Annotated in this window: 18 protein-coding genes and 1 pseudogene; 12 read left to right on the forward strand and 7 right to left on the reverse strand. The window is 58.9% G+C overall.

The features are described 5' to 3' along the window. Positions 1 to 9 precede the first annotated feature (9 nt). From NKH21_RS17290 to NKH21_RS17315, 6 genes are all read right to left on the reverse strand, one after another. Entirely contained in the window at positions 10 to 861 is an 852-nt protein-coding gene (locus NKH21_RS17290; RefSeq protein WP_352480508.1) for an electron transfer flavoprotein subunit beta/FixA family protein, read from the reverse strand. 188 nt (positions 862 to 1049) lie between these two features. Beyond that, entirely contained in the window at positions 1050 to 1430 is a 381-nt protein-coding gene (nifW, locus tag NKH21_RS17295; protein ID WP_352866346.1) for a nitrogenase stabilizing/protective protein NifW, read from the reverse strand. Further along, positions 1427 to 2635: a homocitrate synthase gene (gene nifV / locus NKH21_RS17300; protein ID WP_352866349.1), complete on the reverse strand. Its 1209-nt coding sequence runs from the start codon at positions 2633 to 2635 to the stop codon at positions 1427 to 1429. Before nifV ends, nifW begins: the two co-directional genes overlap by 4 nt. Beyond that, on the reverse strand, positions 2632 to 3849 hold the full coding sequence (nifS, locus tag NKH21_RS17305; protein ID WP_352866352.1) for a cysteine desulfurase NifS: 1218 nt from the start codon (positions 3847 to 3849) through the stop codon (positions 2632 to 2634). The genes nifV and nifS overlap by 4 nt, the downstream gene beginning before the upstream one ends. After that, a complete protein-coding gene (locus NKH21_RS17310) occupies positions 3770 to 4045 on the reverse strand; it encodes a NifU family protein (protein ID WP_352866355.1) in 276 nt (91 codons plus the stop codon). The genes nifS and NKH21_RS17310 overlap by 80 nt, the downstream gene beginning before the upstream one ends. A gap of 264 nt (positions 4046 to 4309) precedes the next feature. After that, positions 4310 to 4630 (reverse strand): HesB/IscA family protein, encoded by a 321-nt coding sequence (locus NKH21_RS17315; protein WP_023678237.1) that lies wholly within the window; start codon positions 4628 to 4630, stop codon positions 4310 to 4312. A gap of 588 nt (positions 4631 to 5218) precedes the next feature. Here NKH21_RS17315 and hemP point away from each other — a divergent pair. From hemP to NKH21_RS17370, 11 genes and pseudogenes are all read left to right on the forward strand, one after another. Then, entirely contained in the window at positions 5219 to 5323 is a 105-nt protein-coding gene (gene hemP, locus NKH21_RS17320; protein WP_352480503.1) for a hemin uptake protein HemP, read from the forward strand. A 32-nt stretch (positions 5324 to 5355) separates the two neighbouring features. Continuing rightward, positions 5356 to 6423, forward strand: a complete 1068-nt coding sequence (locus NKH21_RS17325) for a hemin-degrading factor (RefSeq protein WP_352866358.1) — start codon at positions 5356 to 5358, stop codon at positions 6421 to 6423. 852 nt (positions 6424 to 7275) lie between these two features. After that, positions 7276 to 8493, forward strand: coding sequence for a cytochrome P450 (locus NKH21_RS17330; RefSeq protein WP_352480501.1), 1218 nt, complete (start codon positions 7276 to 7278; stop codon positions 8491 to 8493). A gap of 40 nt (positions 8494 to 8533) precedes the next feature. After that, positions 8534 to 8734: a ferredoxin gene (locus NKH21_RS17335; protein ID WP_352491466.1), complete on the forward strand. Its 201-nt coding sequence runs from the start codon at positions 8534 to 8536 to the stop codon at positions 8732 to 8734. A 323-nt stretch (positions 8735 to 9057) separates the two neighbouring features. Continuing rightward, the gene (locus NKH21_RS17340) at positions 9058 to 9669 is read left to right on the forward strand and encodes a nitrogen fixation protein NifQ (RefSeq protein ID WP_352491520.1); all 612 of its coding nucleotides are present in this window, start codon (positions 9058 to 9060) and stop codon (positions 9667 to 9669) included. An 854-nt stretch (positions 9670 to 10523) separates the two neighbouring features. Next, complete coding sequence (locus NKH21_RS17345) at positions 10524 to 11957, forward strand: hypothetical protein (RefSeq protein ID WP_352516062.1); 1434 nt, start codon at positions 10524 to 10526, stop codon at positions 11955 to 11957. Positions 11958 to 12012: 55 nt separating this feature from the next. Continuing rightward, entirely contained in the window at positions 12013 to 12768 is a 756-nt protein-coding gene (locus tag NKH21_RS17350) for a hypothetical protein (RefSeq protein WP_352667638.1), read from the forward strand. Next, positions 12768 to 14081, forward strand: a complete 1314-nt coding sequence (locus NKH21_RS17355) for a hypothetical protein (protein WP_352866362.1) — start codon at positions 12768 to 12770, stop codon at positions 14079 to 14081. The genes NKH21_RS17350 and NKH21_RS17355 overlap by 1 nt, the downstream gene beginning before the upstream one ends. Next, complete coding sequence (locus NKH21_RS17360) at positions 14078 to 15118, forward strand: OmpA family protein (protein WP_352491463.1); 1041 nt, start codon at positions 14078 to 14080, stop codon at positions 15116 to 15118. The genes NKH21_RS17355 and NKH21_RS17360 overlap by 4 nt, the downstream gene beginning before the upstream one ends. A 58-nt stretch (positions 15119 to 15176) precedes the next feature. After that, a pseudogene (locus NKH21_RS17365) lies at positions 15177 to 15323 on the forward strand (DUF4236 domain-containing protein); the annotation flags it as partial. Between the two features lie 181 nt (positions 15324 to 15504). Next, positions 15505 to 16329, forward strand: a complete 825-nt coding sequence (locus NKH21_RS17370) for a hypothetical protein (RefSeq protein ID WP_352866460.1) — start codon at positions 15505 to 15507, stop codon at positions 16327 to 16329. A 29-nt stretch (positions 16330 to 16358) separates the two neighbouring features. Here NKH21_RS17370 and NKH21_RS17375 read toward each other — a convergent pair whose 3' ends face one another. Then, the gene (locus NKH21_RS17375; RefSeq protein ID WP_352516047.1) at positions 16359 to 17186 is read right to left on the reverse strand and encodes a thermonuclease family protein; all 828 of its coding nucleotides are present in this window, start codon (positions 17184 to 17186) and stop codon (positions 16359 to 16361) included. A 537-nt stretch (positions 17187 to 17723) separates the two neighbouring features. Between NKH21_RS17375 and NKH21_RS17380 the strand changes: the two genes are divergently transcribed. Beyond that, the gene (locus NKH21_RS17380; protein WP_352866366.1) at positions 17724 to 23312 is read left to right on the forward strand and encodes a DUF3320 domain-containing protein; all 5589 of its coding nucleotides are present in this window, start codon (positions 17724 to 17726) and stop codon (positions 23310 to 23312) included. Positions 23313 to 23328 lie beyond the last annotated feature (16 nt).

The raw sequence follows: 23328 nt of genomic DNA on the forward strand, positions 1-23328 counted from the left end.
CTTGCCCTCTCACGCGCCGCCGTTGAAGGCGAGCTCATGTTCCAATGCCGGCTGGCGGGTGAAGATTGCCGTGATGAGTTCGTCAGCGACATCGCGCAAAGCCATCTCGGCGGTGTCGATTTTTGCCGCCTTTTCCGCTCGCGCAGGAGGCGCGAAAACGCGCTTGACGACCGTCGGTGAACCGCGCAGGCCGCATTTGGTGAGATCCTCAATGCCGGCGTCGGCGGCACTCCATTTCAAGACCTGGCTGCGCGCGGCGCACAGGGCGTCCTGGATCGAGCCCCGGCGGATCTCGTTTGTGCCTTCCAGCATAGTGATGAGGCAAGGGAGCCTGCTCTTCAGCATCTGTGTGCCGCCTTCGGAGCGGCGCTCGACCTTGATCTCGCGTGCAGCAAGGTCAATAGAGGCGATCTTCGCGACATAGGTCAGTTGCAGGAGTCCGAGGCGCTTGGCGATGCCGGGCCCGACCTGGGCGGTGTCGCCATCGATCGTCTGCTTGCCGGTGAAGACGAGGTCTGGCGTGCCGAACGTCTCGCCAACTTTTGCGATTGCCTGGGAAAGGGCGAACGAGGTCGCCAGCGTGTCGGAGCCGGCAAAATAGCGGTCGGTCAAGAGCACCGCTCGGTCGGCGCCGTAGCCGAGCGCCTTGCGCAGCGCGTCCTCTGCCATGGGCGGACCCATAGTGAGCACGGTGACTTCGCCACCATAGGCGTCGCGCAGTTTGAGAGCTTCTTCGAGGGCGAACAGGTCGTAAGGGTTGATGATAGTCGGAACACCCTGGCGCATGATCGTGTTCGTCACCGGATGGACCCTTATCTGTGCCGAGTCCGGCACCTGCTTGATGCAGATTACGATGTGCATTGGCGGTTTCTCCAGGCTCCTGTCCGGATGCGGGCTTGGCGGTTTATCTCCTTGGTTTGCATCATTCGTGCCAACTGTTTTGGGCTGCCCCCTATCCCTAGAACTTCGCTTGGTTGCTTCCGAGGGCGCCGTGGTGATGACGGATTTGTCGGCTTCTCGACATTGTCGCGTCGCAACCCGTGTCGCGGTCATTCGTGTCCGAACCGCTTCAGTACGGAGTCGAACGGGACAAAGGTGCGGCCCGGCGTGGCAGGTTTGTTCGGATCGTGGTCTTTGAGCACCTTGAAGACCCGATGCGAGAGCGGCGAGGAAATCGCGAAGTCTTCGTAAGCGCGTTCGAGCGTCGCGCGCACCCGCGCGGCAATCACCTGGTCGGGCAGACCGGAGAAATCTTCTTCGGCAAGGTATTGGCCCACGCGCTTCATGATATGGAGCCGCGAGACATTCAGCACCTTCGGATCATAGGAGACGCCAAGGACTGCGAAGAACTCCTCCGCAGCCGACAGGCGCTTCAGTCGTGCGAGGATGTCGGTGACATCGATAGGGCGGCTGTCAGCGGAACAATTCATTGCATTCTCCCTGGTCGGAAAACTGTGGTGTCGGTGCGCTCGCGCACGGCTGACCTGGACCCGCACAGCTCCGCGAGGGATGCCTCGCTGCACATTCCATCGTAGAGCTCGACCAGTTGAGTTGCAGTGACGGTCGATTTGGTCTCGGTCGCCTCGCGCCGGGCGCGGGCCACCATCGCGGCTGCCAGATCCGGGTCGAGATCGCGGCCGCTTTCGCTCAGCACATGGGCAATCGCAGTGGCGCCGGAATGCTTGCCGATGACGATACGCCGGCAGCGGCCCACGAGAGCCGGATCGAGCCCCTGATAAGTACGCGAGTCCTTCAGCAGCCCTGCGACGTGAATGCCGGATTCGTGCGTGAAAACATCGGCGCCGACGACCGGTTTAATGGCCGCGGTCTGCCGGCGGGCGGCCCAAGCCACCTGGGCGGCGAGGTCGGGCAATGCGGTCAGCTCGATGCCGGTATCCGCGCCGTCGAGGACCGCCATCGCGGCGGCCACCTCTTCCAGCGCGGCATTGCCCGCACGCTCGCCGAGCCCCAGGACGGTGACGGACGCATGGCGCGCGCCTGCGCGGATCGCGGCCAGCGTGTTGGCGGCAGCAAGTCCGAGATCGTTGTGCGCATGAAATTCAAGGTCGATTGGAGACTGCGGCACGAGCTGGGCGACAAGTTCGAAGGTCGAAAACGCGTCGAGAACGCCGACTGTGTCGGCTAGCCTGACGCGGCTTGCGCCGGCGCGTGCAGCCGTCTCGATGACGCGGGCGAGATGATCCCGATTGGCCCGCGAGGCATCCTCGCAGCCCACCGCGACGAAGAAGCCGGCGGCGGCTGCGCGCCTGACCATATGTTCGATGACCTGGAGCGCTCCCGCCTTATCGAGGCCGAGCTTGGCGGCAAGTTGGATGTCCGACGCAGGCAGCGATAGATTGACGGCGTGGACGCCGCTCTCGATCGCTGCATCGAGATCCAGCGACGTCATCCGGCACCAGGCCATGAGCCGAACCGGGAGACACCGCGCGACCACGGCGCGAATTGTTTCGATCTCGTCGGCGCCCATGACCGGCGTGCCGATCTCGATCTCTGTGACGCCGGCCGCCGCAAGAGACTCGGCGATCTCCAGCTTTTCCGTCGTGGTAAAGGCGACGCCAGGCGCCTGCTCGCCATCGCGCAAGGTCGTATCGTTGAGAAAGACATGACGGGTCATGAACGGTAGCCTGTTCTGCTGCCGCTCAGGCATAGACCGGATTGAACGTCTTCGGAGTTTCGCTTACCCGGCCCAGAACTGGGAAAGCCACGCAGCTTCTCCACGATTGCCGGCATGACCTCGAGCACCCGGTCGACGTCCGCTTCGCCGTTGTCCCGCGCCAAGGAGAAGCGGACTGCCGCGTGTGGCGTTTTCATCGCGCTCAGGACATGGCTCGGTTCCAGAGAGCCGGAGGTGCAGGCGGAGCCGGAGGAACACGCGATGCCCACGCGGCTGAGGAGGAGTGGAATTCCATCACTTTCGACATGTTCGAAGGAGATGTTTGCGGTGTTGGGCAACCGTTCCAGGGGATCACCAGTGACACAGGTGCTTGGGATGCGCTGGAGAATCCCGTCCTCTAAACGGTCGCGGAGCGACTTTACCCGTGTGGTCTCGTCGTCCATGAATTTCAAGGCGAGTTCGGCCGCCATGCCGAGCCCGACTATGCCGGGCGTATTCTCGGTGCCAGCACGCCGGTTGTGTTCTTGGTGGCCCCCCTTGATCAGCGAGTGGAAATTGACGCCACGTTTTACGAAAAGCGCGCCGATCCCTTTCGGCCCGTGCAGCTTGTGGCCGGAGAGCGACAGCATGTCGATTGCGGTCGACTTCAGGTCCATCGGAAGCTTGCCGACCGTCTGCACAGCATCGGTATGGAAAAGGGCGCCCACTTCCTTGGCCAACTCGGCAAGCCTGGCCACGGGGAAGATCACACCAGTCTCATTGTTCGCCCACATTATCGAGACGATTGCCACCTGTGGGGTGAGGGCGGCCATATAGGCGTCGAGGTCGAGCCGGCCACGGCAATCCACCGGGATCCTGTGCACCTTGACGCGGCGGGTCTTCTCAAGATGCGCGCAGAGCGTCAGCACGGCGGGATGCTCGACCGCGGACGTCACGATTTCGGTTCGGTTGGGCGCCGCCTCGAGCGCCGAAAGAAGCGCTGCATTGTCGCTTTCTGTCCCACCCGAGGTGAAGGTGATCTCATCGTCGAACTCCGCGCCGATCAGAGCTTGCAACTGCCTCCGCGCCTTTCTCACCGCCGCACTGACTGAGGCGCCAAGAGCGTGCGCCGACGAAGGGTTGCCGAATTGATCCCTAAAGAACGGCAACATCGCTTGCACGACCTCGGGATCGACCCGTGTGGTTGCGTTGTTGTCGAGGTAGACAGGTTTCATGTGCGATCCTCAGTTGACCGGAATGACGCGAGCGCGCGACCGCCTCATTGAGCCTCTGGCGTATGCCGTTGATGATGATGGGCCCGAACTGGCAGCCGGCGCGCACGCCCGAGAGTTTGACGTAGACCGGATCGGCGTCGGCATGGCCAAGTCCGCAGTCGCCGCCGTCAGCCCGCAGGTAAGGACGCCCGAACACGACAACGTTATCGATAAGCCGAATTTGGCGCAGCGGCGCGATTTGGCCGCCAGCAGCTTGGGTGCCACCAGGAACCGAACTGTTTCGGGAGGCGACGTTCTTTGCATCCTACCTGAAGCGATTGCCGGTCCCAAGATCGGCTTCGACCTTGCCTTGTTCTTGAGGACAGGGACATCTGTTGTGCCGGCCATATAAGCCTCCTCTGCCGCAAATGAGTCCGTCGGCGGCAATCGCTTCATGGACCCGCACAGGCGCTTCGGGCGATCAACTGAAGGACTTGCCGCAGCCGCACTTCTCGCGCGCGTTGGGGTTATCGAAGACAAAGCCGGAAGATTCGAGCCCGGTGAGGAAGTCGACGGTCATGCCGGCGACATGCGGTTGGGAGCCCGCGTCCACGAACAGCTTGATCCCATCTGTCTCGGTGATCGCGTCGCCCTCGCGCGACACGCTCTCCAGGCCCATTAAGTATTTGAAGCCGGCGCAGCCGCCGGCCTGGACCATGATGCGAAAGCCTTCCGCCGGCTCGCTGGCGCGGGAAAGAGCAGTCTTGATGGCGGCAACAGCGTTGTCGGTGAGCGTAATCATGGCTCCATTCTCCTCAGTCCGGGACCTGCTTGCGCATCACGTTGCATGCACCGTGCCAAAGCGAAAAAATGTTTCAACACAGCGCGGCATCTCTGACCCTGCGGTGGTTCTTGTGAGTCCATTGCTGCGAAGGTGTCGGCCAACCGACACGTACTGTCGGGTTTGTCGGGTCCGCCACGCGGGATGTTGGGCCTGAGTTGTTGGCTGAACTCACATTAAACCAATGACCATTACAGAAGACTCCTTCTGGGCTTGCTTCGGCGCAATTGGCACAGTTTTTGAAGCTCCACTGGCGAGGCGGCAAGAGACTGCCGATCCACAATCGTGTCGTGGGTGCCCTCGCGATCGATGCGGCGAAGCAAGGGAGCAACATGTCAGGACTGGGTCAGACACGCTTTGTTTGGCGAAGCAGCGCCGCCCGTGGCATCCGAATGACCGATTGGCCGATTGCGACAACACCCACAATCGCTCACCACCGCCCGGTGGCCACCGACCGGCTCGATGAGATTCCATCGGCATGTGCCTGCACGTGTCACTCGGGTCTCGCCGCTCCGATAGCACCCCCGGTTTTCGCGCGGGTGCGACGACGTGCGCACGCTGTCCAGCGACACTTTGTTCACGGGCCAGCAGCAGATCAGGGTCGAGCATTTCGGCGCGCCTTATCGGCTGAAGATTCCCGGGCAGTGCAGCTGATCCTCACACGTAGGTGGAAGCAGGGGTAAGACATGGACCAGCGCGAGAAACCATCGCCGGACGAAATCCGGCGGGCGTGCGAAGACAATCCGAAAATCCGGGAGCATGATCTCGCCGCTCGATTGGGCATTTCGGAAGCCGAATTGGTCGCGGCGCATTGTGGTCACGGCGCGGTGCGCATCGAGCCGCGCGTCGATGATCTGCTGACCGGCCTCGAAGCGGTCGGCGAGGTGATGGCGGTCACCCGCAACCAAAGTGCCGTGCACCAAAAGATTGGCGTGTACGACAAAGTGGTCACCGGCAACCCGCATGCCATGGTGCTCGGCGACGAGATCGACCTGCGCATCTTCCCGAAAGCGTGGGCGTATGGCTTCGCCGTCGAGAAGCGCGAGGGAGCCGAGATCCGCCCCAGCCTGCAATTCTTTGATGCCACCGGCGAGGCGATGCACAAAGTACATCTCAGGCCCGCCTCGAACCTGCACGCCTATCAGAATCTGGCGGCAGAGCTCGTATCCTCCGACCAGGAGCCGATCATATCGGTCGAGGCGAGCGGGGCGCGCGATAACGCAGTGAGTCCAGACCAAGCCGCCACGGTCGACGACCTACGCGAGCACTGGAGCCGGCTGAGCGACGTGCATCAGTTCTACCATATGTTGAAAACACTGAAGCTCAGCCGCTGCCAGGCGATGCGTATGGCCGACGAGGATTACGCCTGGCTGCTCGACAATGATGCCGTTGGCGCCCTGTTCCAACAGGCGGCCGAAGACGAGATGCCGATCATGTGCTTTGTCGGCAATCGTGGTTGCATCCAGATCCATTCCGGCCCGATCAAGTCGGTCAAGCAGATCGGGCCGCGGATCAATGTGCTAGACGAGACCTTCCATCTGCATCTTAGGACCCATCACATCCGCGAGGTCTGGGCCGTGCGCAAGCCGACGAGGGACGGTCACGTCACGTCCGTTGAAGCCTATGGCGCCGACGGCAAGATGATCATCCAGTTCTTCGGCACGCGCAAGGAAGGCGAACGCGAGCGCAGCGACTGGCGGTTTCTGGCCGAGAGTCTGCCACGCGTTCCCGGTCCGACCGACAGGGATGTGTAGAGCCGGCAGGCCCGTAGGATTGAACCGGCCGCCATAGGGCTCGGCGCCACGTTCCGACAGCGGCTCGCGAGGAAATATAGGTCCATGTGCGATAGAGCTTGCCGTGTTAGCGCATACGCACGGTCAGGTGTGCACGCCGGAATTGACCGCATCGATACAGTCAGGCTCGTCGCCGGCCGGATCGCTGCGCACGAGTGCATCGCTCGTCTGACCGGAAATCCTTGCAGCGGCTACAACAACGCATATGCCATCAGCGCCGAACCGAAGCGGAAGCGCGGCCGGGTCTTGTCGGACCGCACCCGAACCTTGCGCTGGATCGCGTCGTTGCTCAATCCGGGCCGTGCGAGCGATCTCCTCGCTCGTCGACCGGAAGGCTGTGCAGCAGCAGCCAAGCCGAACAGCCCGATGTCGCGGACTCGACAAAACCGACCACGGATGTCGGTTGTCGGACGTTGTCCTAAGAATGATGGACAGGTGATCATCAGCGGCGGGCCTAGTGCAGGCTGGCATTGCTTGGTGCAGCGCCATGGGTACGCCTATCCGGCACGCGACTTGCTTCGACAATTTGATCAGCAGGGCATCAGCAGTGCGTCACGGAGCTCAGAGGTGATTGACCAGCCTCTCAACCCTAACGGGGATAAGCGGCGGCTTTGCTTCATGCCCGCAGCGCGGCGGAGATGCCCCTTCTGATCGACTTCGCAACCGATCTCATCCGCGCTGGTGCAGGTGGGCTGTATCAGGCGACAGAATCTAGAAGGCGCCCGACAAGAGACGTGCCCATGCTGGAAATCGGCTTTATGAACAGCGGTGCAATCTCAATCGAGCCATGAACGCCAATGTAGAGAAAACAAAATGGCGACCAACCCCGTTCCAGATCATGTCCCGCCCGAAATGGTGAGGGACTTCAGCCTGTTTACATCGCCAGGAATGCCACCAACACCCAACGGGGATCCACACGCAGCTGTCGCTTGCGTACATGACGGGCCTCCGATCTTTTACTCCCGCTACAACACGCAAGATGGCCGGGGTACCTGGGTCATCACCCGTGCCGCGGACCAGCGGAAGGTGCTGCAGGACGCAGAGACTTTTTCCAGCCATCGCAGCATCTTCTCCTCCATACTGGGTGAAAACTGGCCGACGATCCCGCTTGAGCTCGATCCACCGGCCCATGGCGTCTTTCGCTCACTGCTCAATCCGCTGCTTTCGCCAAAGCGGGTGTTGGCTTTGGAACCGGCTGTCCGCGAACGGGCGGTCGAGCTGATCGAAAGGATCGCCGCGTCGGGCACAAGCTGCGACGTGATGAAGGATTTTGCCTTTCCTTTCGCGGTGAGCACCTTTCTTCGCTTTCTGGGGTTGCCCGATGACCGACTCGATACATTCGTCGGCTGGGGGAAAGATCTGCTCCACGGCGACGATAAGGAACGACCTGTGGCTGCCCGGACGATCGTGGCATTCATCGACGAACTTGCAGCCATGCGCCGCCAGGAGGCGGTTGACGATTTCATGAGCTTTATCGTGCAGGCACGGGTCGAGGGCCGCCGGCTGACGGACACCCAAGTCCGCGGCATCGGCGTGCTTGTCTTCGTCGCTGGGCTCGACACGGTCGCAGCAGCTATAGGCTTTGACTTGGCGTACCTCGCGCGCAACCTCAAAGATCAGCAATTGCTGCGGAGCGAACCGGACCGCATCCCGCTCGCAACCGAAGAATTGCTGCGGGCCTATCCGCCCATTCAGTTGATCCGCGTGGCTACGAAAGATATCGACTTCGAAGGCGCGCCGATCCGGAAGGGGGACTATGTTTCCTGCGCCACGATGATTGCCAATCGTGACCCGGCGGAATTCGAATGCCCCAACACAATCGATTTGGAGCGGGAGGACAACCGCCACGCAGCGTTTGGCTATGGTCCCCACCGTTGCCTTGGCTCACACCTTGCCCGGCGGGAGATTGTCATTGGCCTGGAGGAGTGGTTGGCGCGCATCCCGGCTTTCAGGATCAAGCAGGGTACGGCACCGATAACTTCTGGCGGCCATGTGTTCGGGATCGAAAATTTGATCCTGGACTGGTCTTAGGCCCGCCCCGACCCGGGGCACAGACAATGGAGGCAGCGCAATGCGCATCATCGTCCAAAAGGCCAAATGCCAGGGTCACGCGCGATGCGCGGCGCAAGCGCCGGACATCTTCAAGCTTGATGACGAGGGCTACATCCTGCCCGGTGACATTGAAGTTGCGGAAGGGGAGGAACTGCCTGCATCGCGGGGCGCGCGATCCTGTCCTGAACGTGCGCTGGAACTCACCCGCTGCGCGCTTTGAGGACTCATTCAACCGAGAGTCTGGCGGGCTTGAACCATGTGGCCGCACTCAGCACGCGACCTCTGTCCCGCACGGTTCACGTCCAACTCTGCAGGGGCATTTCCGGCGCCAGTGTTCCCCGTGAGGCGCAAACGGCAGGGCAGGGGTTCGCGAACACCTCTTCCAATCACAGAATTTGCGTCAGAGCCGACGGACCAGACGAGAATTGCCGAACTACTCGACGCGAGGCGACCCGGAGTGCCATACCGAAGAACTGCCCGACCCATGTTGCGGCAGGCCGGGTCTCTGCATGATTTGATAGGACGAAACCAGGAGAACGCACCATATTTGCCCAACATTATGCCCGGCTCAGCACCGGCCAATGGCCGCACATCGAGCTGGAGAGGAGGTTCGACCAGCATGTGCTTGCCTGTGTGCTTTCACGTGCGCTCGAGGAGATCGAGGCCGGCGAGGCGACGGCGACGGAGGCAACCGGACTTTCGCGCGCCGAGTTGCGCGATGTCCTGGTCCGCTGTTTCCCTGCTTTTCCTATCAACGCGTTTGCCTTGAAAGAGGTGAGCGAGCCCGAGCCGGATCTGGAAGAAGAACTTCTGCATGGACTGCTGCTGGCGCATGCCCGACATGGCGACCCGGCGAGCGCCCGCTTCGCCAAGATCATCGCCCGGCGTGCGATGCGCAATGACCACCTCTGGCAGGACCTTGGCCTTTTTAATCGAACCGACCTCGGCCGCCTGCTCGCCTCGCATTTTCCGACGCTGGCGGCCGGCAACACCCAAAACATGAAATGGAAAAAATACTTTTACCGAAAGCTCTGCGAGGCCGAAGGTTTTTCGCTGTGCAGCGCCCCCAGTTGCCGGGACTGCAATGATTTCGAAAGCTGCTTCGGCCCGGATGAAGGCGAAAGCCGCCTCACACGGACCAAGGACAACGCCTAGGATTGAGAGCCGCTTGCGTCAGTCGTACAGCGTCAGCGCTCGCGCCGCGCCATATGTCTGTTGTCAAATCTCGACGGACGCCATCGTTGAGACGGCCATTTCGGCAGCGATAGCCCTCTTTTCGGCCTCCTGGGCAAGATGACTGGCCGCGACCTGCGAATGGCCCCTGCGGCAAGCAAGGCGCCATAAATAACTGCGCCCAGCAGAACCAGTCGGCAAGAACGAACGGAACTGGCCACGTGGACGGGTATATCGAAGCGTCCATTGTTGACGTCAGCATTATACCTGGTAACGCCAGACTTCGACCGATTTTCAGCGGGCCGATAAGAAAGGCGCTCGAAGAGAAGGCGACTTTCGACCTGAACCGGAAATTGCAAAGCTGCAAGCCCAGTTGGAGCAGCAGTTGGCCCGGTTGAAGGATGCAGAAAAGTTGGCGATCAAGCTCAAGACTAATTCTGTTGGCCTCAAACGAATCAACGTCGCCGACGAAGCAATCGAGGTCGTAGCCGGTTTCACAGGACGGCGGACATTGGGGTCGGCAGTCTAGTCCCAGCCAAATAGGGCGCGCGCTTCTGCTACTGCGCAAACGCCTCTGGAGTCGATTTTATCAGCTCGTTGGCGTGATCTTCAGTTCCTTCGCCACAAAGCCCGGCGGAGAAGAGTATGCTGCCTGGCCTATTCATTCGCCCAAGCCCGCTTGCCACGGCAGCTATCGTGGTCATTTTTACATCAGACGATCGTCTCGTGAGCAGTGGACCGCAGAGTTGCGAAGACGCAGTTGCCCTTTGCTTCTACTGTGCATAGAAGCCATTTGTGCGGGCAGAGGTACAAAATCTGGGTGCGGTGCTGTGGGAATAAAATTCGAAAAGCTAAATAAACTGCGAGAGTCACTGCTAGAGGCAAATCACGATTTCCGCGCCAGCACCCAATTGTTCAATAGCTTGGATGTCGCGAAAATTGATCGCGAAATGGATCTTGGAGATCGCGGAAAGCAGCGGGGCGAGGCGAACCAACCTCCGAAGGCGGCCAAGAATTTCGACGACGTTGAGCATGCAGTCATCGAGAGGGTCGAGGACGAAAAAAAGGCGGCACACCACACCCTCGAGGATAGCCTGCAGCTTCTCTCCGGACGTTTGGCGGGCCTCGACTTTGAAGAGCAATTTGGTCTGATCCGTCAGGCGAACGCCGCCAGTGTTTCTGATTTCAAGGCCTCGATCGCGGTAGGCCTGGACGAACTTCACGGATTGCGAAAATCGCTCAACGACGCGGAGAAGGAGCACGCCTGGTTCAAACAGAAGCACGGGCTTGTCCGCGCCGTTAGGATTCAGCACGGAGCAGCCTACGTTTTCCGAATTTCCTTGCTGATTTTCCTGTTTCTGATTGAAACGGCGATGAACGGAAATTTCCTTGCCAAGGGAAATGAACAGGGATTTTTTGGCGGACTCCTCGAAGCCGCCGCGTTCTCGTTTTTGAACATCGGCGCCGCTCTGCTTTTCGCAATATTCTGTGCACGCCTGGTGACTCACAGATCGTTTTTCGTGAAGGTGATCGGCGCGTTGTCGATAGTGGCATACATCGGCTTGGCATTGACCATAAACCTAGCGCTTGCACATTACCGCGAGGTCAGCGGGTCCTTTGTGAACGGAGCCGGTGTCGAGGTTGTGCGCAGCATGCTCGCCAATCCGGCCGGCCTTATGGATGTGAAATCCTGGCTTCTGTTCGGCATCGGTCTCATGTTTTCGATTTTTGCATTTATCGACGGCTGGTTCGTTCTCGACCCATACCCAGGCTATGCGGGTGTCGAAAACAGATTGGTCGCTCGCAGGGAAGACTACATCGAGCGCAAGAGCGAGCTCATCGAGGCTCTGCAAGAGGTGCGCGATGAGCACAACGAGAAGGTGGAGGACATCGTCAAGCGGCTGGGGAGCAGACGCAGGGAGCATCGGGCGATCATCGATCATCGGTCGAGGCTGCTGACGCTCTTTGTGCAGCATCAAGACCAGCTGGAGCGAGCCTGCAACCAGCTTCTCGCAAAGTACAGGGAGGCCAATATCCAGGCCCGCACAGAGCCAGCGCCAAAACATTTTGCCACGCCCTACAGACTCGAGCGCATAAAACCCCTGATATCGTCCGACGATGAATGGAGCGAGAAGGACCTGGGCGCCTCAATTCGTGACGCGCAGGAAGAACTCAACGCTCAGGTGCGGCTCATCGGGCTGGAATGCGAGCGGGGGATCGAACAGTACCGAGATCTCGACAAGCTTCATCCGGACAGCGTGAATGGCTAGGCGGGGCCGCAGAAGAAAGAATGGCAGTGGCGGCACCATTGTGGCAGCAGTTGGATTGGCCGTGCTGTCGGCTGCGATGCTGGCCGGTTTTGTTTGGATGTGGTCGAGATCCGGGAAGGACCAAATCGACGCCAGCACGAATTGCCCGTTGGCCGGTCCTGTAAGCCTGACGGCGGTCTTGATCGACGCCACCGACCCGATTTCGCCAATAACCATGGCCGATTTGAAGAATGAATTCCGTAAGACCATTGGGCGCGTCGAGCCCGGCGGCTATCTGAGGATATTGACGCTGGGCCCGACCCCCGGCGACCTGACTGTGATGTTTGATGGATGCAACCCGGGCGATGGCTCGACGGTCGACAGCTGGACGAACAATCCGTCCCGGCGGCAGAAGAAATGGGAAGATGCATTCGAGGATCCTCTGACGAAGCTTCCCGACCAGATTCCCAATGGAGAATCCGCTAGCCAATCTCCAATCATGGCCGGAATGCAAAAAATCAAACTGTCATTATTCGATAGCGGTTTGGCGAAAGAGAAGACCGCAAAGCGAATAATAGTCGTGTCGGATATGATTGAACATACGGCGCTGTACTCACAATATCGTTCGGGTCTCGATTACCAGAAGTACCTTGATAGTTCGGCCGACAGGACCTACGGGACATCGCTTGATGGCGTGGGGGTTACGATACTCTATGTCGATAGGGCGAAGAAGCCATTTGGCTCTTTCGGACATGCAGAGTTCTGGACCCGGTGGGTTCAAGCCCATCATGGCGAGTTTGAGAAGCTGGTAGGGTTGGAGGGGTTAAACTGATGGCCAAGAAGCGAGGGGAGTCCTTCTTGGGACATCCGAGCCTGCCCCTTGTCGTCTTTGCGACACTAACCCTGGGCGGCTGTGTGTTCATCGCAATAGCCAAGCTGTCGGGCGTAGACCCGATAATGGCGGCGAGCGCACCGGTATGCCTGATGCTCATCTATCTTGCCGCGTCCGTCTTCACCGGCAAGCTGCGGCTCCACGATGAGCAGACTGGCGACAATCTCTACTACATGGGTTTCCTGTTTACGTTGACGAGTCTCGGCGTATCGCTGTTTCAGTTTGGTTCCGAAGGATCCACCGACACAATCGTGAGGAACTTTGGTATCGCGGTGACGTCGACGATCACGGGCATTGCTCTGCGGATCTTTTACAATCAGATGCGCCGCGATCCTGCCGACATCGAACGGACGGCCAGGCACGAACTCGCCGATATGACGCGTCGTGTAAGAGCTGAGATGGAAAGTGTAACCAGGGAATTCGCTGACTTTCGCCGCGTCAGCAATCAGATGTTGGAGGAGGGTTTTGCCGAAATTGCCGTTCAAGCGGAGCGGAACGGAGAGCACATAAGATCGGCGCTGGATAAAATCGCGATGGAATCGATCAAACCGGTTCAAGAGGCCTCGGGAAAGCTCAGCAATGCTTTGAGCGATAATTTTGGGCAGATCGAAAGTCAGTTCTCGTCGATCGCACAGCGCGTCGAGGCGGCAGCCGATCTGCTCGACAAGGCCAACAGCTCAATGTCCTCTTCAGTTGGCAGACTGGGTGAACAGGCCGACAGCGTAGCCACCAAGTTAGAGAAGGTTGTCGTCCCTGATGAGGTCCTTAAGAACGATCTGGCGCCGATGGTGAAACTCCTTGGCAGCGCGGTCGCCCAATATGCTGTCAAAACAGAGACGGCTTCGCAGGAACAGCAAGCCCGCATGGCGGGCATCGTTGATGCTGTGGCTAAAGTGGCCGCAGGTGTGGAAAGGGCTGTGGCAGCCGCAGAGCAAACAGCGGAGAGTGTCCAAGCGCAACAGCGCTTGACCCAGGCGCTTGCTGCAGTGGTGCAAAAGCAAAGCAAGGACACCGGAGACCTTGTCGCAACCTTGGCAGGAAGAAGCCTCCACGCGCCGAGGCCTGTTCCCCCTCTCAACGCTCCTATCGCGATCGAACAGCCACCGGCAGATCTGGCCGCAAATGACACCGTCGAGAGCGCACCGATTAGGGTCGAGCCTGAGCCCCAACCAGACGCTTTCCAAACTCTGGGAAGCGAGCCTCCCGCCGAACGAACGGAACCGCCTAAGCGAACCAGTTGGTGGGGCAGGTGAGTGACGCTGGCGGAACTTCGGTCGCCTTCGAGCGCAAGGGTTACGGCCGCGGTTTGATACTGGGCCTGACCATGGCCGAGACGATGCTGCTTTTGGTGTTCTGCCTGCTGCTAGCAGCCGGTGCTATCATCACGAAAAAGCAGAAAGAGACCGATGAGGCGCTGCGAGCCGCTCAATCAAACAAGGAAAACGTGCAGAGGCTCGAAGCCGAAAACAAGCGGCTTCTGGCTCAGATAAAAGCGGTGTTTCAGCCCGCGAGCGGAGGAACCGTTCCCGACGAAGAATGGCGCGAGCTGGTCCTGGCCAAGGATGCTGTTAAGTCGGTCAAGGAAGCAGGTATTTCCCTGGAGGAGGTCGTGCGAAATGCCCCTGTCGCGAAGGTCCTTGCGGACAACGACATAAGCGTTGATCAGGCCAAGGCCATGATAGATGCGGCGAAGGTCTTGAAAGAATTTGGTTACATCGGCACCGACAAAGGGCTGCAGGATCTGGCTGATGTGCTCAAGAAGGCTGCAGAGCCGACGCAAGCAGCAAAACCTCACGATTGGCCGCCGATCATTAGTCTCAGCGAACTGGATGGCTATAATTTCGATACCGGAAGCGCAGAGCTTTCGGATCCGTTCAAAACAAAGTTGCGCGATCTTGCGAAGACAATCGCCGGCACTGCGACCTCTTACGGTGTCGACGTGATTGAGGTGATTGGACACACGGACGAACAGGCAATGGCGGGCGAATCCTCCAACATGGACAAAGGGCTCCAACCGGTTTTGTCAGGGAAAGTGGAAATCGGCTCACTCCATCCCGCCGACAATGCCGGCCTTGGTCTGGCGCGCGCGATTTCAGTCACGAGTGTGCTCAGTGACATGCCCGCATTAAAGGGGTTTACGATTTTGCCGATGTCAGGTGGTCAGCTCATCCTGCCCGGCGATCATCTCACCGACGGAGCGCAGATGGGCGATGTGCGGGCTCGAAGGCGCATCGAGATTAGGGTGAGGCAGCGATCAAAATTGGCGCCGGTTGGTGGCGCCAAGCCATGAATGGGGACGAGAGACTGGCGCCTTAGCCGGTACGGCAGTTGAGTTGGGGGATTGGGCTATGGGGTTTTACGTTCGAAAATCGATCAGTGCGGGACCATTCCGCTTTAACTTTTCGTCCGGCGGGGTTGGCGCTTCCGTTGGCGTGAAGGGCCTCCGCATCGGCACTGGGCCACGAGGTCACTACATCCACGCCGGCGTCGGTGGGCTCTACTATCGTGGCACTTTAGGCAAGGCTAGCGCCAAGAAGGTAGTACAGCTCTCTCAAACCCGATCTGCGCCGCAACCCCGTCCACAATCCTCGCCCCCGGAGTACGTCTCTGACGGCGTCGTAATGAGGGAAATCGAGTCCCGCGATGTGGTGGAGATGCGTGACGAGACATTTGCCAATGTACTCGATGAAATCAATGCTAGGCAATCGCAGACGGCTGTCCGTAGCACTCGCGGTTCTGTTCGGGATTGCAGGTTTCCTTGTGGGGACCAAGCTCGGAGGTGCCGCACCGGTGCTGGGCATCGGTGCCTTTGTGCCGGGTATGCTCATTGGCAAATGGTTTGACAGCTACCGCCGGGTAAGCGTGCTCTATTACGATTTGGAAAAAGACGCGGAGGCCGCCTACGGGCGACTTGTCGGCGCGTTCGAAACTCTCACCGGCTGCGGCGGGAGATGGCATGTCGCTGCCGGCGGCAAGATAGAGGATCTGACGGCTTGGAAGCGAAATGCCGGGGCCAGCATGCTGGTCGATAAAAAGCCCACGACACTTGAAAGCTCCTTGCCGAAGGTTGTGCGCAGCAACGTTACTCCGCCTTCAATCCATGTGGGTCGGCAGGTGCTCTTCTTCATGCCTGACCTAGTGCTGGTGAAGGACGGAAACCGATACGGCGCAGTCGGATATGCCGATCTGCAGACCCAATTCGCCCCGAGTAATTTTATCGAGACCGGCAAAGTTCCATCTGATGCGGAGATCGTGAGCTACACTTGGGCTCACCCAAACAAAAACGGCGGGCCCGACAAGCGTTTCAAAGACAATCGGCAGATCCCTGTCTGCCGCTACGAAGCGTTGCGGTTTTCTAGCCCGTCCGGACTTAACGAGCTGGTGGAATTTTCCAAGACAAACGTCAGCCAGCCCTTTTGCCAGGCTCTATCGGCACTCGCGCAATTGCATCGAAGCTCCGACCGCCAATCCATAACGCTGAACGCGCACTCAAGGGACTGATAGTGGCGATGGCTCAAAGCATGGCCAGGTCAGCAAACGCCTTCGCATGGAATCCCATCGCTATCTCGATCCAACTTGCTCCCCCATGAGCAGTTGGCGAGATACCAACGCGCTTCTTCGCAAGATGAAATCTGCCTGCAAAAGCGGCGAGGTTGGCATGAGTAGCTCTGTGCTACTTGGCGACGGCTGATGAGCCCAAGTGGGCTTTTGGTTGGGTTCGTAGCTTCCGAATGTTGTTCGCGCCAATCCCAAGGGTTGTCAAAAGTTCCAATCCAGATTCCGACCTTAGCGGTTTCAGCCTTAGTTTGCTGTTGCGCATAGGCCCCGTGGCTGTAGCGGGGCCAGTCCAAGGCTCGACCATGTTCAACCATCCAGGACGCGACGCTGACACCGTCCGCGCGACGGCAATCACCGACGAAGCGACGGTACCGATCCCATGAAACAAATGTGCATTGGACAGGCCGCGAAGCCGCAAGGAAATTCGCCAGTGCTTCGGCCGCCTGGCGCCCGCAGGGGTATTGATGTCCGCTCGCGTCATTGCAGTATTGGCGGCTTTCGGGTGCATCGATGCCGTTGAAGCGGACGCGCTGCCCGTGGATCTCTATCGTGTCTCCATCAACCACCGATGCTATGCCGACAATCGGCGCCGGTCTCGACCCGGTCGAGTTTGCTATATCCAGACCACGTAACTGGTCGCCCGGCCCTGTAAAATAGTGGGTGGCGTAAGCAGCCAAGGCCACCACGATCACTAGGATCAGAGGCAAGGGCACATCTGGAAAGAAACGTCTGCGGACGATTGGTTCCGCGCCGCGCCTTGGTCGCGCGCGGCGACGATGAGAATAGCGATTGTTATTCAATTTCCGATCCTTTGCGAAACGCAGGCTGCATGATTTCTAACGTGCCTCTGCACGCTTCGTAGGCGCCTTTTTCGCTGGCGCTGGTTTGCCTTGTAGTTCGGCGCTTTGAACACCATGGTGCCTTCGCAGATCAGCCCGAAGTCACGACTTTGTAGTTGCCCTTTTCGTGAACACGACCATCTTTCCGCGCTGGAGCCTACAAGTTTTCTCGGAATGCAATTAGGAGGGCCGATTGAAAAAGAAGTCGGCTTGTGCGCCAGTTGGTCGTGGCCGGCGAGGCAGATGCCAGAGCTGCCAACACCTCGTCCAGAGGTATGATGGCATTTTGTCCGAAAGGGAACCTCGAGATCAAGGTGGGGATGCGAAGTGTCCGGAACATTAAACAAACATCCGCAATTTTCCACTAAGCTGCGGTGCTCACAATACTAAAACGATTGAAGTGTTGGTGGCAGCCATTCGAAGTTGAAAAACGAGCATTTTATGTTGCGGACAGCCCTTGTGTAGGCTCTATGTGTCCAGCCTATCAGGGGGGTGTGAGTGTCGGAAGTTGAAAAATCGGTCTTCCAAAGCGATCTGCCTTTAAAGGAAAAGCTCGAGCGAGCCAGGATGGAATTGCTCGACCTTTCTGCTCGCAACCGACTTTTGAATGTGCCACGGTTTTCAAAGAGCGCGAAGACGATCGATATTGTCGACGAGAGGTCGTCTGAGATCTATCGATTGCTGGTGAGCGAAGGAAAGGCTTTTACCTTCCTGGCCGGCAAGCCGGATCGGCCGAAGGCAGGCCAGGTTGAAAGCAGCCCTCCAGACGAGGAAATCGACTATTCCCCCGTTGCTCTTGCTCAGCCTGAGGACGAAGGATTCGACGATAGAGGGGTATCTGCGCGACATTCTGACACCAAGCTTCAGACGAGGATGACCCCAACGGGGCTGCAGCGCCGGCTCCTTGATCTCTACCACGATGCCCGCACACTTGAGGAAGAGCAGGGCGTCAATATCCTCTTTCTGGCCCTTGGCATGCTGAAGTGGATTGACCCGAACAACAAAGAAAACATCCGTCAGGCTCCTCTCATTTTGGTGCCGGTACGGCTTGAGCGAGGGGCCGCTGGAGAAAAGTTTCGGCTGCGAGCTCGTCCGGAAGATCTTACCGCAAACCTCTCCTTGGAACTCTATCTCGACCGCATCCGCAAGCTCGCCCTGCCGCGTTTTGAAGTGGGAGACGACTTCGACGTCTCGGCCTATCTCGACGCCGTTGCCGAAGCAGTGTCGACGAAAGAGGGTTGGCAGGTGCTTGCCGATGATATGGTGCTCGGCTTCTTCTCGTTCGCTAAGTTCTTGATGTACCGTGACCTGGATCCGGATCTCTGGCCGGATGGCGCAAAGATTATCGAACAACCGAAGATCCGCTCGCTTCTTTCAGATGGTTTCGACGCACGCGAACCGCTGATGTCGGACGACAATGCGATTGATCCGCATATTGCGCCTGCCGAAATGTTGCATATCGTCGACAGTGACAGTTCTCAGACGCTGGCGATCCATGATGCAAGAAAAGGTCGCGACCTCGTTATCCAAGGTCCGCCTGGGACAGGAAAATCGCAGACGATCGCAAACATTATCGGGTCGGCCGTTGCCGACGGAAAGACCGTGCTGTTCGTGGCCGAAAAAATGGCTGCGCTGGAAGTCGTGAAGCGACGGCTTGATACTGCCGGAGTGGGGGACGCCTGCCTCGAGCTCCATAGTAACAAGGCGAACAAGCGCATGATGCTGGAGGAGCTGCGGCGCACCTGGCAACTCGGATCGCCTAGGGGACAGCTTCCTTCTTCCCTGACTGAGCGCTTGCTGGAGGCTCGCGATAAACTCAATGCACATGCTGCACGAATGCACGTTGCATTTGGAACGTCCGAACTCACTCCATACCAGGTTCTTGGCCAGCTAACCCGACTAAGGCAGAACGGGCAAAAACCAGTTGATATTGAACTTGAGGATGCCACCGCTTGGACGAATGACGGTGTCTCGCAACGTCGCAAACTTCTCGATGAGGTGTCTCAGCGGATCAACGAGATCGGCTTGCCGATCCACCACCCATGGCGGGGAGTTGGCCTGGATGTCGTTCTACCAACGACTATTGAGAGGCTCGTCCCACGCATTGCGTCGTCGCTGGATCAAGCAAAGGCTCTGCACGCCAAACTGGCCGATATTGCTGAGCGGATCGAGGCGAAGCCTCCGCAAATCCTCAGCGACAGCGGCGAGGTAGAAGATCGTGCTGAGCTTCTCGCGTCCGCACCTGGACTTCCTGCCGAGGCGCTAGTCTCGCCGGTTTGGGATGAGCGTCCAAAGGACATTGCATCGCTTCTCTGGACAGGAACGGATTTCAACCGCAAATCCGAGGAACTGTCGGAGCAGTTGGTGGCGACGGCTATCGACACGCCAATCGAAGGTCTCGAGACAGAGCTTGCTAAGCTTCCTTCAGACTTTCCGAAAGATGGTTTCGTTCGTGCGCGCCAGCTAACCGTGTTGCTCCCACGCTTACGGGAAGAAGCTGAGCGGCTAAATCAAGAACTGGGGTCTACGGTTTTACCGGACACGCGTGCAGGACTCCTCAGGCTAGTGATGACCGGCGAGAGAGTTGCGGCAGCCCCCGATGCGAGCCCTGAGGCATTCGCAGCCACAGTTTGGGACTCCGGGCTGGAACAGGCTGGTGACCTTGCCGACAGCGTAGCAACGCTAGAGACTGCTAGAGCCGAGCTTCAGGGCAAGGTTGTTGATGCCGCGTGGAGTACCAACGTGGCCGCGGCGCGGCAAGCGCTCGCCACGCACACGGGAATATTGAAAGCATTGAATGGCGACTACCGTCGCGCCACTGCACTTGTGCGGACTATTTTGGTAGCCCCTAGCGCGCCTGCGGCGGAGATAGTGGGTCTCCTCGACATTCTGATGAAGGGCCAGGCGGCCGCAGCAAAAGTGCGCGAAGGCGACGCCTTTGGCCGTTCCGCCTTCGGAGCCGATTGGCGCGGGGAGAGATCGTCTTCGGCACCACTCCAGGCCTTAGTGGAGTGGATGCGCACGCTGAGGGGACTTGGCTCGGAACCGCGAATTATAGCCGGGCGGATGGCGGAGCGCTCTGAAGCGGGCGCGCGTGCGGTCCGAGTTCGTAAGGTGATCGACATCGGTCAGCCGATTATCGAGGGGTTCTGGAACGATTTAGGCCACCTTGCGTCATCCATGCTAGGTGACGTGGCTTCCGCCGAGCGGGCCTCGCTGCAACTGATGGAAACGAAGGCAAGCACTGTAGCTCAAGCCGATGACGCGTCACGACAGGTTCTGACTGACGTTCCAGATCTGATCAGTGAGCGGGTGGAGATACTGCGCCGACTAGGCAGACTACAAGCGCTTGCTCAAGAGATCGACGACGGGGAAAGCCTTGGCAAGTTCGCATTCGGCTCGTCGTGGCTCGGTCGAGGATCCGATTGGGCCGCTCTCGCGCAAGCCGAACTTTGGCTGAGAGAAAATGGCTCAATCCGGCATTTGGCTGCGCGGTTGCCTGAAAGAAAAGAGATCGCAAACTTGGCGCGTTCAGCGCGTGAAGCGGCCCAAGCGGCAGCGCGGGAATTGAAGGCGCTTGCAGGGGATTTGAAAGCCGATGCTCCCTCCTTGTTTGGAGTAGACGATTTTCCAGACGTCGCGATAGTCGAGGTTGTTTCTCGACTGGAGGGGTGGCTCGATCATCAGGAACAGCTCTCGAAATGGGTTGCCTATGAAGAGCGATCCGAAACGGCCCGAAAGGCTGGACTGGGACAGTTGATAGACGGCCTAGCCGACGGCCAGATTACAACAGGATCGGCGCGATCAGTCTTCGATATGGCCTACTACGAACGAATGTTTCTAGCGATGGCGACCGATGAGCCGGAGCTGGCAAGGTTCGACGGGGAACTGCATTCCAGGGCTGTACGTGACTTCGCGGATCTGGACCGACAGAGGATCAAGGCCGGTGCCATCGAAGTTGTGACGGCTCATCACCGAAAAATTCCTTCAAGAGACGGCGGAGCTGGACCAGTCGGACTGCTTCGTTCTGAGATGGCGCGCAGACGGGGCCACATGCCTATCCGGCAGTTGATGCAGAAGGCAGGGCCTGCCATCCAGGCACTCAAGCCAGTGTTCATGATGAGCCCGCTTTCGGTGGCCCAATTCCTGTCGCCCGGCAGGATGTCCTTCGATCTGCTTGTGATGGACGAGGCGTCTCAGATACAGCCTGTGGACGCGCTTGGCTCGATCGCCAGGGCCAATCAGGTGGTCGTTGTTGGCGACGAACGCCAACTGCCACCCACGACATTCTTCGCGAAGATGACAGGCTCGCAGTCTGAAGATGACGAGGGTGAGGGCGCGCAGGTCGCCGACATCGAAAGCATCCTCGGCCTGTTCACGGCCCGCGGCTTGCCGCAGCGTATGCTCCGCTGGCACTACCGTAGCCGTCACCAATCTCTGATCGCCGTATCGAACAGCCAGTTCTACGAGAACCGGCTTTTCATCGTGCCAAGCCCCTATACCCAAGAGGCAGGCATGGGGTTGCGGTTTCATCATGTGCCGGAGGGGGTCTTCGATTCCGGTGGCACAGGAACCAATCCGGTAGAGGCGAGAGCAGTAGCCGAAGCGATCATCCGTCATGCGAAGGTGAACCCGCAAGAGACTCTAGGCGTTGCAACATTTTCGGTTAGCCAACGCCGCGCGATCCAGGATGAACTCGAAGCGCTGCGGCGACTAAATCCCGATACGGAGGAGTTCTTTCACGCGCATCCCAGCGAGCCATTCTTTGTCAAGAACCTTGAGAATGTTCAAGGCGATGAGCGCGACGTGATCATGATCTCGGTGGGGTATGCCAAGAATGCGCAGGGATACATGGCCATGCGTTTCGGCCCTCTTGGTGCGGAAGGCGGCGAGCGTCGGCTCAACGTCCTCATAAGCCGAGCCAAGCGCAGCTGCGAAGTATTCGCGTCCATCACAGACGAAGACATCGACCTGGAGCGTGGCAAAGGGAAAGGCATCTTCGCCTTCAAGCTCTTCTTGCACTACGCGAGAACAGGGCGAATTTCGCTTGCCCAGGCCACGGTTCGCGAAATGGATTCGATCTTTGAAGAACAGGTAGCCAACGCGCTGATCGAAAAAGGTTATCAGGTTCATGCTCAGGTGGGCATTGCCGGTTTCTTCATCGACCTCGCGGTTGCGGATCCAGAGAGGCCAGGCCGGTATATACTCGGCATCGAATGCGATGGTGCAGAATATCATTCGTCGCGCTCGGCCAGAGATCGAGACCGGCTACGGCAATCCGTCCTTGAGGATCATGGTTGGATTATTCATCGGATCTGGAGCGCTGACTGGTTCCAACGACCTCATGAGCAGCTGGAGCGAACCATACTAGCGATTGAGGCTGCCAGAAAGGAACTCGATGAGCGGGCCGAATTGGGGGTTCAGAGAAGTCGTGCTGTAGCCGTTCAGGTTGTTATGGTCGACCGGGGCAACGTGACGGAAATCGGTCTCGAGAGCACAAACGGATCCGAGACTCCCAATCGAGCCTACGAAGAGACTCAGCTAAGGCGACCGGGATCGTTCGAACTCCACGAGACGCCCAGCGGAATCATGGCCGGGCTGGTCGAGCAGGTCGTGGCTACAGAAACACCAATCCATGTCGACGAAATAGTTTCGCGTATTCGGGACGCGTGGGGTCTGCAGCGGGCCGGTGGCAGGATTCAGGATGCAATCGAGCGAGGTGTAGGCATAGCACAGAGAGGTGGTGCAGTAGCCCGTCGAGGCAACTTCTGCTTCAAGCCGGGTGCTCCTGTTCGTCTTAGAGATCGCAGTGCGGTCGTGTCCCCTGGATTGCGTAAGCCCGAAATGATTGCGCAGGACGAGGTCGCCCAAGGCGCTATGGAAGTCGTGAAATCCAATCTCGGTGCGACAGAGGAAGAAATTGCCACAGGCGTTGCGAGGATGCTGGGCTTCAAAGCCACAAGCGCACAACTGAAGCAGCTAATTTCGGCCGCGGTCGCCGATTCAGTTGCCAAGGGATTGTTACGGTCCCAAGACGGCTTGTTGGTGGTCGGCGACTCCACGAGCGAGAAATTAGCCGAAGTGTAATGGGGCGTTGCAGCGA

Origin of the sequence: Mesorhizobium sp. M1329 (genome assembly GCF_040318035.1) — a bacterium.
GTDB lineage: Bacteria > Pseudomonadota > Alphaproteobacteria > Rhizobiales > Rhizobiaceae > Mesorhizobium.